Annotated in this window: 14 protein-coding genes and 1 pseudogene; 2 read left to right on the top strand and 13 right to left on the bottom strand. The window is 55.3% G+C overall.

The window, feature by feature from the left end; genetic code table 11:
- Positions 1–44 precede the first annotated feature (44 nt).
- The 7 genes from FHW66_RS08190 to FHW66_RS08160 all read right to left on the bottom strand — a co-directional run bounded on the left by FHW66_RS08190 (position 45) and on the right by FHW66_RS08160 (position 6,477).
- Entirely contained in the window at positions 45–1,415 is a 1,371-nt protein-coding gene (locus FHW66_RS08190) for an LLM class flavin-dependent oxidoreductase (protein WP_183379275.1), read from the bottom strand.
- Positions 1,412–2,329 carry a TauD/TfdA family dioxygenase gene (locus FHW66_RS08185; RefSeq protein ID WP_183379274.1) on the bottom strand — a complete coding sequence of 306 codons (918 nt, stop codon included), beginning with the start codon at positions 2,327–2,329 and terminating at the stop codon, positions 1,412–1,414. The genes FHW66_RS08190 and FHW66_RS08185 overlap by 4 nt, the downstream gene beginning before the upstream one ends.
- A gap of 81 nt (positions 2,330–2,410) precedes the next feature.
- Positions 2,411–3,244: an ABC transporter ATP-binding protein gene (locus FHW66_RS08180; protein WP_183379273.1), complete on the bottom strand. Its 834-nt coding sequence runs from the start codon at positions 3,242–3,244 to the stop codon at positions 2,411–2,413.
- A 9-nt stretch (positions 3,245–3,253) separates the two neighbouring features.
- Positions 3,254–4,054 carry an ABC transporter permease gene (locus FHW66_RS08175; RefSeq protein WP_183379272.1) on the bottom strand — a complete coding sequence of 267 codons (801 nt, stop codon included), beginning with the start codon at positions 4,052–4,054 and terminating at the stop codon, positions 3,254–3,256.
- Positions 4,055–4,064: 10 nt separating this feature from the next.
- Positions 4,065–4,910, bottom strand: coding sequence for an ABC transporter permease (locus tag FHW66_RS08170; protein ID WP_183379271.1), 846 nt, complete (start codon positions 4,908–4,910; stop codon positions 4,065–4,067).
- Between the two features lie 3 nt (positions 4,911–4,913).
- Positions 4,914–6,014: an ABC transporter substrate-binding protein gene (locus FHW66_RS08165; RefSeq protein WP_183379270.1), complete on the bottom strand. Its 1,101-nt coding sequence runs from the start codon at positions 6,012–6,014 to the stop codon at positions 4,914–4,916.
- Positions 6,015–6,123: 109 nt separating this feature from the next.
- Positions 6,124–6,477, bottom strand: coding sequence for a hypothetical protein (locus FHW66_RS08160; RefSeq protein WP_183379269.1), 354 nt, complete (start codon positions 6,475–6,477; stop codon positions 6,124–6,126).
- 158 nt (positions 6,478–6,635) lie between these two features.
- Between FHW66_RS08160 and FHW66_RS08155 the strand changes: the two are divergent.
- A pseudogene (locus tag FHW66_RS08155) lies at positions 6,636–6,776 on the top strand (MFS transporter); the annotation flags it as partial.
- A gap of 79 nt (positions 6,777–6,855) precedes the next feature.
- Here FHW66_RS08155 and FHW66_RS08150 read toward each other — a convergent pair.
- Both FHW66_RS08150 and FHW66_RS08145 read right to left on the bottom strand, forming a co-directional pair.
- On the bottom strand, positions 6,856–8,307 hold the full coding sequence (locus FHW66_RS08150) for a hypothetical protein (protein ID WP_183379268.1): 1,452 nt from the start codon (positions 8,305–8,307) through the stop codon (positions 6,856–6,858).
- A 177-nt stretch (positions 8,308–8,484) separates the two neighbouring features.
- A complete protein-coding gene (locus tag FHW66_RS08145; protein ID WP_183379267.1) occupies positions 8,485–10,029 on the bottom strand; it encodes an MFS transporter in 1,545 nt (514 codons plus the stop codon).
- Between the two features lie 139 nt (positions 10,030–10,168).
- Between FHW66_RS08145 and FHW66_RS08140 the strand changes: the two genes are divergently transcribed.
- Positions 10,169–11,047, top strand: a complete 879-nt coding sequence (locus FHW66_RS08140) for a LysR family transcriptional regulator (RefSeq protein ID WP_183379266.1) — start codon at positions 10,169–10,171, stop codon at positions 11,045–11,047.
- A 121-nt stretch (positions 11,048–11,168) separates the two neighbouring features.
- Here FHW66_RS08140 and FHW66_RS08135 read toward each other — a convergent pair whose 3' ends face one another.
- The 4 genes from FHW66_RS08135 to gcvH all read right to left on the bottom strand — a co-directional run bounded on the left by FHW66_RS08135 (position 11,169) and on the right by gcvH (position 13,337).
- Positions 11,169–11,450, bottom strand: a complete 282-nt coding sequence (locus tag FHW66_RS08135; RefSeq protein ID WP_183379265.1) for a hypothetical protein — start codon at positions 11,448–11,450, stop codon at positions 11,169–11,171.
- Between the two features lie 186 nt (positions 11,451–11,636).
- Positions 11,637–12,182 (bottom strand): hypothetical protein, encoded by a 546-nt coding sequence (locus FHW66_RS08130; RefSeq protein WP_183379264.1) that lies wholly within the window; start codon positions 12,180–12,182, stop codon positions 11,637–11,639.
- A 207-nt stretch (positions 12,183–12,389) separates the two neighbouring features.
- On the bottom strand, positions 12,390–12,728 hold the full coding sequence (locus FHW66_RS08125) for a hypothetical protein (RefSeq protein ID WP_183379263.1): 339 nt from the start codon (positions 12,726–12,728) through the stop codon (positions 12,390–12,392).
- Between the two features lie 231 nt (positions 12,729–12,959).
- Positions 12,960–13,337: a glycine cleavage system protein GcvH gene (gene gcvH, locus FHW66_RS08120; RefSeq protein ID WP_183379262.1), complete on the bottom strand. Its 378-nt coding sequence runs from the start codon at positions 13,335–13,337 to the stop codon at positions 12,960–12,962.
- Between the last annotated feature and the right edge of the window lie 6 nt (positions 13,338–13,343).

Genomic DNA, 13,343 nt, shown 5'->3' with positions numbered 1-13,343 from the left:
TGGCAACACGCCGTCAGGCCTTTCTTATTGTGCTACAACAACATTCAAGCTACCCACTCCACTGCCCTGCTCTGCGCCTGCACATATTTCCGATGGGCTGGACGCGCCAACCCAAGATGATCGCGCAAGGTCTTGCCGGTATATTCTGTGCGGAACAGGCCGCGGCGACGCAATTCCGGCAACACCAGCGCAACAAAATCATCGAGACCACCGGGCAAAGTCGGGGGCATGATATTGAAACCATCTGCGCCGCCCTTGAGGAACCACTCTTCGAGCCGATCCACAATGCTCTCTGGCGTACCGTGAATCGACCAGTGACCACGCGCTGTCGCCACGCGTAGATAAAGCTGCCGAATGCTCAACTGCTCGCGCCATGCCAGCGCCGTGACCAATTGGAAGCGACTCTTGGTCCCATTGGGCTCCTGCAGATTGTCAGGCAATGGCCCATCAAGCGGATAGCCGGACAGGTCAATCCCGCCCAGATGTTGCTGCAACAACGATAAACCCACCTTGGGATGAATCAGCGACTGTAGCTCCTCAAACTTGTCCTGTGCCTCGGCTTCGCTTCGCCCGATCACCGCAAACACGCCCGGCATGATCTTGAGTGAATCAGGGTCACGGCCATACTGCTCCAGCCGCGCTTTCAATCCACCGTAAAACTGCTGCGCATCGGCCAGCGACTGCTGCGCCGTAAATATCACTTCTGCCGTGCGTGCCGCCAGCTCTTGCCCGGGAACCGACGAACCCGCCTGCACAATCACAGGATGCCCTTGCACCGGGCGCGCGACATTCAATGGCCCACGCACCGCGAAATGCTTCCCCTTGTGCTGCAGCGCATGCAGCTTGTTGTAATCGAAATGCACCCCTTCGGCCTGATCGTACAGGAAGGCATCATCTTCCCAGCTATCCCACAGGCCACGCACCACATCCACGAACTCCTCTGCCCGCTCATAGCGCGCCGCATGCTCGGGATGCTTATCGAGGTTGAAATTGTGCGCCTCCGACTCTGACCACGATGTCACCACATTCCAGCCCGCACGGCCATTGCTGAGATGATCCAGCGACGCGAACTTGCGCGCCACATGATAGGGCTCGTTATACGTGGTCGACGCCGTTGCCACCAGGCCAATATGCTCCGTCACCTGCGACAAGGCCGATAACAGCGTAAGCGGCTCAAAGGTCGCTGCCCGTGCAGTCAGTGGCAAGGTCGCCGCATCATGCGAGCGAATAGCCACCCCATCGGCCAGAAACAATGCATCAAATTTACCGCGTTCGGCAGTCTGGGCGATCTGACGGTAGTGTGCAATGTTCTGGCCGGCATCTGGCTGCGCGCCCCGATGACGCCAGCCTGCTACGTGATGGCCGGTGGCCTGAATGAACGCCCCCAGATTGATCTGCCTGCGTGGCGCACTCATACTGACACCGCCTTGTCCACCGCCTTTGCCGTAGCTGCCTCGCCGACGCTACGCGCCACGCTGCGTCGACCATCAATACTGACCGGCACATCTCCCGCAATCGTCGCCCGGCGCACAACACGGTGCTGATCGCCATAATCATTGATGGCGTAATGTTGTGTCGCACGGTTATCCCAGATGGCTACATCACCGACACTCCAGCGCCAACGCACGGTGTTTTCCAGACGCGTGATGTAACTGTCAAAGATCTTGAGCAACTGCTCCGAGTCCGTGGTCGGATAACCAAGCAATTTTTTCACGAAATGCCCCAGCACCAGAGTCCGCTCGCCCGTCTCAGGATGAACCCGCACGACCGGATGCTCGGTTTCGTAGATGGTCGAGGTAAAAACCTCTTCGTAACGCTTCAAGCCAGCCGCATTCACTTGAAAACGCGAGGCATAGTCGTAGGCATTGGTATGCAACGCCCAGAGATTATCGGCCAGCTGACGCAAGGCCGGTGGCAGATCCAGATACGCCTGCGCCGTGTTGGCCCAGACGGTGTCACCACCAGCGGCCGGAATAACGACGCCGCGCAGGATCGACACCTGCGGATAGGCCAGATCGAAAGTCACATCGGTGTGCCAGGAATTGGCCCGACCTCCTGTCTCCGAGTCCAGCTCAAGTAATGCACTGGTACCGTTCCGCACTGGCACAGTGGGATGGGCAACCAACGTGCCCCAACGCCGGGCAAAGGCTTCCTGATCGGCATCATCGAGATGCTGCTGACCACGGAAAAATAGCACCTTGTATTGCAACAGGGCCGCTCGGATAGCGTCGATACTGGTCTGCGCCAATGAGCCTGACAGGCGCACATTGCGAACTTCGGCGCCGATACGACCGGCAACAGGATGCAAATCAAGCACGGCTTCTGACATGGTGAATTTCCTATGTAAAGGGTTCAACGTAAGAGTGCAATGACAACCTGCACCGCGGTAAGATCATGATGTTTCAACTATCTAAATAGCAAACTGCCACTGCTGAACAGGCCTTGCCTGCATCACTTCCGGACGTAATGGTGGCTCCGCCAGACTGGCGCTGTCCGCCGAAAACTCCTGCAATACCTGCTGTTTGATATCGGTGAAATTGCCAGCAGTACGTTCACGCGGATGGCTCAGGTCGACCGGGACAATACGGCGAATACGCCCCGGACGCGGTTCCATCACGACCACTTTGTCACCTAGATAAATTGCTTCTTCCACATCATGCGTGACCAGGATCATGGTGATCCCCTCGGCCTGCCAGATACGATGCAGCTCTTGTTGCAGGTAGGCGCGGGTCAAGGCATCGAGCGCACCAAACGGTTCATCGAGCAGCAGGATTTCGGGCTTGCTCACCAACGCCCGGGCAATTGCCACGCGCTGTGCCATCCCGCCCGAGAGTTGATGTGGATACGACTTCTCAAATCCCTCCAGTCCTACCAGCGCAATGTGCTCACGCACGGCTTGCCGTTTCTGGCCTGGTGTCAGATCGGCATTGAGCAAGCCCAGCGCGATATTGCCCGCCACCGTCAACCACGGAAACAGACGGTGCTCCTGGAATACGATACCGCGTTGCAGGCTGGTGCCAACAATGCGCTCACCGTCGAGCAACACCTGCCCCTGATAGTCTTCCTCCAGGCCCACGATGAGGCGCAGCAAGGTCGACTTGCCGCAGCCGCTGGCGCCGACAATACTCACGAATTCACCCGGCGTGATGGTCAGGGTCACATCCTGCAATACCGCCAGATCACCATCCTTGACGGCGTACGATTTACTCAGATGCTGGAGTTCCAGCGTGCCGGCCTGCGCCATGTGCTCTCCTCAGAATTGCGCCACGGAACGTCCGCGCCACGCCAATAACCTGCGCTCCACGCGCGCCGCCAACCAGTTCAGCGAAAAGCCGACCAGACCCACCACAATCACGCCAAAGATCACCAGATCCATCAGAAACAGCTCGCGACCATCAATCATCGTGTTGCCGATTCCCTTACCCGAGACCAGCAAATACTCCGCGCCCAGTGTCGCCAGCCAAGCATAGATCAGCGCCAGATGAATTCCCGCCAGAATCGACGGTGATGCCGCTGGCAACACCAGCTTGAACAGCCATTGACGACGATTGAACTTGAACACCTGAGCCGCCTCGATCAGGTCCGGTGGTACACTGCGAATTCCCTCGAAGGTATTGAGCACCATCGGAAAGAAAGCCGCGAGCGATAAAAACGCCACCTTGGCTGAATCACCGAGTCCAAACCAGACCGACAACAAGGGAATCCAGGCAAATAGCGATATCTGTTTGAGCGTATGAAAGGTCGGGCCGATCGTCAGCTCAAACAAGCGTGACAAGCCCATTGCCAGACCGAACGCCAGCCCCGCAACCACACCGATGACAAGGCCAATCAGGTCCCGTTGCAAACTGGCTTGCAGCGCAATCCACAATTCACCGCTGCGGACCTGCTCGGTCGCGGTTTGCCAGACCTTGCCGACCGGCACCAGCAAGGGCGAGGTCGACCACTGGAACGTCACCGCCAGCCACCACAGCAGCACCAGCAAGGCTGGCAAGATCCAGCCGCGCAGCCAGTGTGGCACAGGATGGCGGTCCGGTTGAAAATCTCGGGTAGACATGCACCGCTCCTCAAAAACCGCTGCGGCGCCAGCCCAGCAGGACCACTTCAATCCAGGCCAGCACGCGGTCCAGTGCATAACCCACCGCACCAACCACCACCACGGCTGCCATCACCACATCGAGCTGGAACAGCTGACGACCATAGACGATCATGTAACCCAGCCCTTCCGAAGACGCTAGCAACTCGACCACCACTAGCGCTAGCCATGCATGGGTAAAGCCATAACGCACGCCATTCCAGATCGGTGGTAATGCGGCTGGAAAGATCACCCGCCACAGCAACTGCCAGCGTGTAAATTTCAGTACACGTGCCACCTCCACGTAGCGTGCTGGCACGTTCTCGATGCCTTTGTAGGTATTGAGTGCAATCGGTACCATTGCCGCCTTGGCGATCAGGATGATCTTGAGTGCTTCGTCAATACCCACCAGCAGCATCAGCAACGGCAACCAGCCCAACACCGGGACCTGGCTGAAAGCCTTGAACAGCGGATAGACATAATCCTTGAACACCGGCGACAAGCCCATCGCCACACCGAGTAGTAAACCACCGCCCAGGCCAACGCCGAAGCCTAGCAGCACCCGCAGCAGACTGATCCTGAGGTTATCGAACATGTCACCAGAGGCAACCAGATCGGTAAAAGTCAGAAAAACCGATTCTGGCGAGGGCAACACTTGCGGCGCGACCCATTCGAAGCGTGCCGACAATGTCCACAACAGCAGCAGCAACAAGGGAAATGGCAACGCCAGCCAGCGCGCGCGGCGCTGCACGGCCTGTCTGAGCCAGTGGCGCGGAGCGTCCTTTGACTTCACAATGGGTGCCGATGACAATGCCACGACGGCCTGCTGAACAGCCATGAATCAGGCCCCCAGAATATTGCCGTTGGCTTGATACACCGGCCAGTAAGTCTCCAGCTTGAGCGCCTTGAGCGCCGCCTTCAGATAACGCTGATCGATCCATTGATCGACATCGACCTTACCGCGACTGAGCTTGAGGCGATAAGCCTGCTCGACAGAATCCTTGTAACGTGCCACGAGGAAAGGGTCAAAATTGGGATTGATACGCACCCGCAACGGTTCACCGGCATAATCTTCTTTCCAGTGCTCATAAGGAGTGCCGGCCTTGGCCCAGAGATGCAGCACCTCATCGCGGTTGACTTCATCCGAAGCCCACTTCGCGGTCTTGACGAAGGTCTTCACGACCCGTCCAGTGATTTCAGGATATTGCTGGGCGAATTCTTCCGTCACCAGCACATGCGACTGGGTGGTAAAAATCGGTGAACCGCCCTTGCTGCTGTAGACGATCCGCGCGGCGTTCTTGTCGCGCAGACGCAGTAGATTGATATTGCCAAAGGCAGCGTCGATATCCTTGGTGCTCAGTGCTGCCAGCGTGGTGGCCTGATCCAGATTGATCGAGCGTAAATCACGCTCTTGCAGACCATTGGCCTCGAGCACGCGATTGATCGGCAACTGCGCATTGGTACCCTTGAAAATGGCGACACGCTTGCCACGCAAATCCTTGACTGACTGTATCGGTGAATCAGGTGGTACCGCCAGATAGATATTGGAGCGCACACCGGTTGCCAGAACCAGCTTGGTTTTGAGCCCCGCCGCCTTGGCCACGATTGCAGGCAAGTCACCCTGAAAGGCAAAATCGAGCTGCTTGTTGGTCAGCGCCTCATTGACCGCAGGCCCTGCGCCCTTGAAAAAGACCCATTCGATCTTGATGCCATCGGGCCGGAACTCATCCTCGACCCAGCCTCGGGCATTGGCCACCGCAGCCGAGCTGCCGGAAAATACCGGTGGATTACCGATCCCGGGTTGCGCCACGCCGATGCGGATCACACCAGGCTGGTTGCCAGACGGCGTCGCTGCCAGCGCTGACCTGCCAAGCATGTCAACACCAACCCCGACACCTGCTGCTGCCAACTGCTTGAGTATGGTTCTGCGATCCACGGTCATGCTGTTCCTTTCTTGCCAAATGTGGACAAAGTATAGGCAAGGAAAAAACAGCGACAAACGAAGGAATTCGTATGTCCTTATGATAAAGATCGCCCACCGGCCAGATCTTTCAGGCGTGTTCCACCGCAGCGTCAATTGACATTGGAGATTGCTTTCCGGCACGCCCCATCAGCCAGAACAACAACACACCACAACTGGCCGCCAGCCCGGCTGCTACCAACATCAGCAAACTGAAAGCCTGGGCAAAACCAGTCTGGACGATCTGCAGTGCCAGTAAATGATTACCCAGCGCCACCAACGCCGCCGCGCTGTCGCCAGCCACCACGCGACTGACCTCGTTGCCGGCACCGCTCCGGTAAATGGTGCCTGTCGAAACAGCCTCAAATCGATCATGGGCCGTTGCTGGCGCAGCTCCACCGGCCCAAATAACAGCAGCATGAGCAAGCCGGCGGCGAGTCGCCACACGGTTGCCGTATCCTGCCAGCCGTCGGCGCTAACATGAAAAGCGTGGCTGGTACGCCATGCTTGGTCAGTTAGGTGCACCTGTCGGCTTTGCCATTGCGGGTCTGCTGTTTGCCTACCTGATTGCTAATCTGAGCAATGCTGAATTCCTCGACTGGGGTCGGTGCGGGATTTGCGCCACTGGTTGCACTGGGATTATCGGCGCACTTTGATCTAGCCTACGTGAGCATCTACCTGTTATCGGGCACCGTATCTTCACTGGCGGCCCTGAGTGTCAACCGGGCATTGGACAACCGATGACCTGACCCGCCTATCGCTTCAAACAACAAAGACGGCCTGTATTGCATTTGCAAGCAGGCCGTTTTTACGCTGGTAGCAGCTACGATGATGGCGTCCCGCCGGGAGTATCGGCTCCTAGTCGCGTCGCGCCCCGAGGAGCTACCACTGCTGGCGAATAAGTTAAGTCTGCTCTGTACTCAGCTTCCTGAATCACTTCTTTGATCAACTCGTCAAGGTTGCAGTCTTTGTAGCCAAATAAGGCCTTCTGTACCGCGTCCTTGTCTTTTGATGTTATGTAGCACGCCTCAATCAACTTCTCTGCCTCCTGTGCCCCCAGGATCACTTCCTTCATGGAGTGATGGTGATCTGCGTCGTTCACACCGTGGATATAGCCCATCATGGTAAGCATCAGCAGTCTGCTCGCTTCGTTTTTCCAACCTCCCCCACCTATTGGCTTGCGATCGTCCCAGCCCAGTTGGGATCGCAAATACGGCGCCATCAGCTTTGCCGCCAGAGTAATGTGAAACATGCTTCCGGAGTGGGCTGCACACGTCGGTTCTGATGCCTCTTGTACCGACTTTGCAAATGACGTGCCTTGCTTTATGCGGAATATCGAATGTCCATTGGCAATTTCGATGGTCTGCGGTTGTGGGTCGTAGTATCGAAGCTCGCGCGGACTCATAGAAAGGGTATCAGTCCGGTAGGTTTTTGACTGATATTGTTCCTCTGGCTTTTCTCTGACGGTCGAGATCCACTCCACGACATCGCCTTTTTGCTTCTTGACATTGTATCCTTGCTTCTCGAGCAGGTCGTTGCGGTAGACCTCTGTCTTCACCAGTTTTTCGTCATCGAGCCCGCATTCTGTGCGGAGTAACCGATAGAAGTCAATATCGACATAGCCTCTTACCGCATCCACTAGCTCCGGGTTATTCTCGATCCTCTCAAGCATCATCCGAAACTGCTTGTTATCGCCTATGGCCACGGCTTGTACCAGCGAAGCTCCCAACTCTCTCAGCGTGACGTCAGCAGGAACGGACCTCAGCAAACCAGTTTCTTTCAAGAACAGATTGTCTGTCACTTTGACCGCACCGGCAGACCGCTTGGAATAGAATTTGAACATCTCCTCCTGCTTTTGTTTCAACTCATCCTGGCTGCAAGATAGTTGAAGGACTTTTGCAATACCGGTGCCAAGCGTGAGGAGATATATTTTAGCCAATTGCCAGTCAGCGATCAGTTTTGCGACATACCTTTCCTTCACGCAATTTCTCTGCGCGCTTAAGTTGGAATCAAAGAGCACTCGTCTTTTGGACAGCAATTCTTCCGACCCATCTTTGAATTCACCTTTCGACACATTATTAAAATTGTGTGGGTTAACGGTGATCGTATTTGCATCTTCTGCCTCCAGAGATTTATGCGGTACCGCGGCACATGAATGTACTGATGTTATCTGGATGGTCGAGGATGATGAGGATGACGTGTTCTGTGAATGTGCAATAGCCTGCAATTGAGTGGGAAAAGTATAAGAACGGGTACTGACTGTATTTATCGTCATCGGATGAGCTTAAAAAAGTTTCGAGAAAAATTGCACACCAATTTGCTTGCCTGCCACCGGGTTGCTGGTGCGAATGACTGACCTCCAAAGAGCCGCTTTCTTCGGTTTCACAACATTCCAATAGTTCGAGATACGATTTTATTTTTCCAAGACATGATCGTTTTTTTCAAAAATCGGTTAAATGCGTTCCGCAGTAACCTCACGTACCGACTGAGATTGCCTTCGGATGCACCCCATCAGCCAGAACAACAACACACCACAACTAGCCGCCAGTCCGGCTGCCACCAACATCAGCACACTGAAGGCATGAGTAAAACCAGTCTGGACGATCTGCAGTGCCGGCAAATGATTACCCAATGCCATCAACGCCGCCGCGCTGTCGCCAGCCACCACGCGACTGACCACATTGCCGGCATCCGCAGGCAGTGGCAACTGTGCCGCCGCGAATCCCTGCTGCATATAGCTACTGGTGCGCATACTCAGAATGCAACCCAGACAGGCCACTGCCAGCACAATGGCAGTAAAGCGCGTCGTGGTACTAATGCCGGAAGCCATGCCAGTGCGCGCACGCGGTACGCAGAGCATGATCGCTTTCTGGGTATTCCCGTTGAGCATACCGGCACCACTACCGGTGATCATCATGCCGCCCAAGACCAGCCAGTAAAGGCTGAGGTTTGCCGCCAGCGCTACCACCAGATTACCCATCGCCACCAGCGCCATGCCGATCGCCATCACCACATGTAGAGGCCAGCGTTGTGACAGTAATGCCGCCACCCTGGGGAAGAGCATCATCATGAGCGCAAACGGCAACATCGCCAGCCCGGCCCCCACGGCCGAACTGGCAAATGCATTCTGCAGGTACAGGGGCAAAAAGGTCATCATGACTTGCGCCGCCGCAGCATAGCCAAACATCGCCAACACCGCACCGGTAAATGACGCCTGAAGAAACAGCCGCAAGTCAATCATGGGCCGCTGCTGGCGCAGCTCCACCGGCACAAACAGCAGCAGCATGAGCACGCCGGTGACCAGTCGCCACACAGTCGCCGTATCCTGCCAGCCGTCGGCGCTGGCATGAATCAAGGCCCAGATCAGGCAACCCAGCCCGCCGCTGAACAGGATAGCGCCCAGCGGATCCAGTCGTGCAGCATCTGCATCAGTATCAGCGGATTCGCCAACATGGCGCAGCGCCAGCAAGGCCAAGCTCAGACAGACTGGCAGATTGAGCAAAAAAATCCATCGCCAGCCCAGCCACTGGGTAATCAATCCCCCTAGTAGCGGTGCCACTGTCATTGACACGCCCATGCAAGCCCCCCATACCGCCCAGGCTTTGGTACGTGCCGCTTCGGTATGAAACACATGACCAATCACTGCCAGCGCTGAGGTCAGCAACATCGCCGCGCCAACCCCTTTGACCGCACGCGCCAGTTGCAGCATCAGAATCGACACTGACAATCCACAGGCCAGCGACGCCAGACTGAACAAGCCAAGACCGACCAACATCATCCGGCGCCGACCAAAACGGTCAGCCAGACTGCCAGCTGGCAACAGCAAAGAGGCAAAAGCCAGCATATAGGCGCTGACAATCCACTCCAGATCGGCAAAGTCGGCATGCAAGGCACGCGCGACCGCCGGCAAGGACACCGCAACAATATTGGTATCGAGAACGATCAGGGCGCACACCCCCGAACAGATCAGTAAAAGTCGACGCTCAGCGACCTGCATGGCAGCTCCCGGTTAGCGACAACAACAGGTATTTGGCAGACATGGCAAACCACACAAAATCAAGATGCGCCGATTGTAAAGTGACGCAGTATTATTCCTGTTATCGTCAATATTCAATTTAATTTCCTTAGAGTTAATAATGGAACTACGTCATCTACGCTATTTTGTGGAGCTTGCCGAGACCCTTCACTTCGCCCGCGCCGCCGCCGAACTGGAGATTTCTCCACCAGCGTTGACCAAGCAGATCCAGGAACTGGAGCGCACATTAGGAGTGCGTTTGTTTATCCGAACCAAACGTTCGGTCAGCCTGTCGACCATCGGCGAAGTGTTCCTGGAAGAGGCACGCCAGACCTTGCTGCAGGCAGCACGCGCCGAGGAAATCGCACGCCGCGCCGGACGCGGTGAAATCGGCCGCATTGCGATTGGTTATGTGGCCTCAGCCGCCTACACCGGTTTGTTGCAGACCGAAGTTGCCCGCTTCCGGCAAAGTCACCCGTACGTAGCACTCGCGCTAACCGAGGGTGTGATGGACCAATTACCGCTGCAGGTCAGCAACGGTGTGCTGGATCTGGCGTTTGTACGTGCTCCGGTTATCACGCCAGAAGATGTTGTTCTGCACACCATGCTCAACGACGAATTCATCCTCGCGCTGCCTGCCGATTCACCATTGTGCAATGATCATGAGGAAGGCGACGGCGTACCGGCAGCAGCATTGGCTGCATGCAACTTCATCCTGCCGGAACAGGCTGCAGGAACCATGGAAGTCGGTCGTCGCGGTCGCTTTGTACCCCGTGTGCATGCTAGCCCGGGCGGGCTGGTTGCAGTCATCACGCTAGTCTCGCTGGGGCATGGTGTGGCGGTGGTGCCTGCATCGGTGATGGAACGAATTGATATGCCCGGTGTGCAATACCGCCGTCTTGCCGGGAAGCCACTACCAAGCACGATTGCACTGGTCTCGCGCCGACACGAAAAGTCACCTGCGGTCAAAGCGCTGCTGGTGCAGCTCCGGGGACGATAGCAAACGGGGCGATCAATTGATCGCCCCGTTGCAGGAATATGTTCATGCCCTTGCATCTTGATACAGGCTGAACGTTCACAGAAGTTAGTCAGGTCAAATAGCTCAGATGGTGCAAAGATCTTTACAGGTGGCCAGTAATTTGTGGCAATTGTCGTTGCCCCAGCGGCATGACAGTCTGCAGGCTTTCAAACTCCGCCAGAATCGACTCCACCTCATCGGAGTGGGTACTGGCAGTTTGCAAAGCGTTACGAAAAGCGCGCAAGGTAGCACGATCAAAGGCGGCACCGCGACCTTTATTGGCGCGCACGGCACCGGCAACAATGTCTGACAGCAAGGCATCAGCACAACTCTGGGCCTCCTTGAGTTGGGCCAGGCAATCCAGTAGCGCAAGTGTTCTGTTCATCATCACCTCCAGTCAAGGTTTGCTAACAAGAATATCACCGGTACTTTGTGCATCGCACCACGAAATACAGACATAGGCTGATTCAGCGGATCAGGCCAGTATAGACAGACAATCCAGAAAAGCCATTGTCTGTCTTTCAATTTTTACGATTCATTCTTGATCGTATGTATTAATCACCTCTCTTGCTCAAAGCTCCGTCTCCTGGTGGCTGACAGGCATTGAAAACTGCGCTTGCTCCGTTTTATCGGGATTGCGCCATTTTTGAAATTTCACTATCGACAACTTGCAAGTACCTGGCTCAATCAAATCCCCCAGTAGATCCTTGTACACTAGGTATTCTTTCATTGGCGCGCTAGGAACCTTCATTTCATCTCTGTTCAGTGAATCTCGGAACGACTCTGAATTGCGGGCGGCCTCTCTCAGCGATGCGCCAAACAGGTTCACGAATTGTCGATCAAGCGCCATTTTTAAGGACTGCGCCTGCAACGCTTTATCCTCTGATGGTCGTGCTGCGCGCGCACGCTTCAGAGGTTGCAATTTCTGGGCTGTAGAAATTACCGTAACGACATTCTCAACGAACATCGCCTCCAATGGTCCCCGGGGGGCAAAAAAATTCTCTACCGCCTCGGGAGACTGACGGGAATCAATGCGACACGATGCAGAATAAGGTGGAGGAGGATCAAAAGAAGTGTGCATCAGATAGGGGGGTGGTGGACCAAAGGAAGTCTGCATAGGTATTGAGTAATGACGATTAAAAATCAATAATTATTCGAAATACCACCCCCCAACTTTCATAAAACGTACATTGCATAGACATACCTGCCCGAACTTATTCAAGACCACCGCCGATGACTTCGGATCAACAGCGACTTAGTCAACGCTATTGACTCCAGTCATCATCAGCGGCAACTGGCCAGGTAATGGCCTGGGAGTTACGCCCTACTCCAGATCCGTATCATTGAGGCATTCAACTGCACGCCTGACCTCTTCTCGCAACAGTGCCGAGGCCGCAATACTCAGGCGCATCAGGCGGTCAGTATCGCCGACACCAAGCACCGGCAAGATCCGCTCGGCAGGTGTCACATCGTGGTTACCGAGGCGCTCCATGTTGCTCGAATAGACCAGTTCAAGACAGGTATTGATACCGGCCGAAATATCCAGCGTACGCTCTAGCAACTGAGCATGCGCTGCAGCTTGGGCGTCACCTTCGATCCAACGAAAATCCTGATGCACAGCTTCAGGCAAAACGCGACGTTCAGGGAAAGTGGAAATAGTCATGGAAACCTCTCTAGGGAACGAAAAAAAAGCCGCCCGGAAGCGGCTTTTACACAAATACACTAGCGGTTCCGCAGAACCGCGTCCCTGTGTCCCAGGAACGCGCACAGATTAATAGCATCACGCTGCGATTGTACAGACGCCAAGTTTAACTTTCGGAAAAATGGTAGATGTAATTAGAATAATTTCTATATTTAGGTGCGTCTTTCTCACTATTTAACAATGACACCTAGCTCAACCAATCAAAGCAGCGTATCCTTTTGCGTCTAGCAATTGCTTGGGATCAAAATCATCCGTTGGCCGCAGTCTGAATATCCATTGTTCGTAAGCATTCTCATTGACTGCTTCCGGCGCCTCTCCTAGTACCTCATTGATCGCAATAACGGTACCTGCCACCGGCGCATGAACGTCAGCAGCAGTTTTGTTGGATTCAACCACACCAGCCTCAGCGCCGCTCTTGAGCACACTGCCCAGTGTCGGTAGCTGTACGTACACCAACGGCCCGAGCTGATCCTGCCCGAAGTCCGTAATGCCGACGGTAAGCGTGCCATCGTCTTCCTGCCGAATCCACTCATGTGTGGTGGTATAGCGCAAGTGCGCGGGAAAATGCATATCGGT

This window comes from Herbaspirillum sp. Sphag64 (assembly GCF_014192645.1).
GTDB lineage: Bacteria > Pseudomonadota > Gammaproteobacteria > Burkholderiales > Burkholderiaceae_D > Herbaspirillum.
Note: the sequence above shows the minus strand (reverse complement) of the source record. Positions and strands in the feature narration are given on the sequence as shown.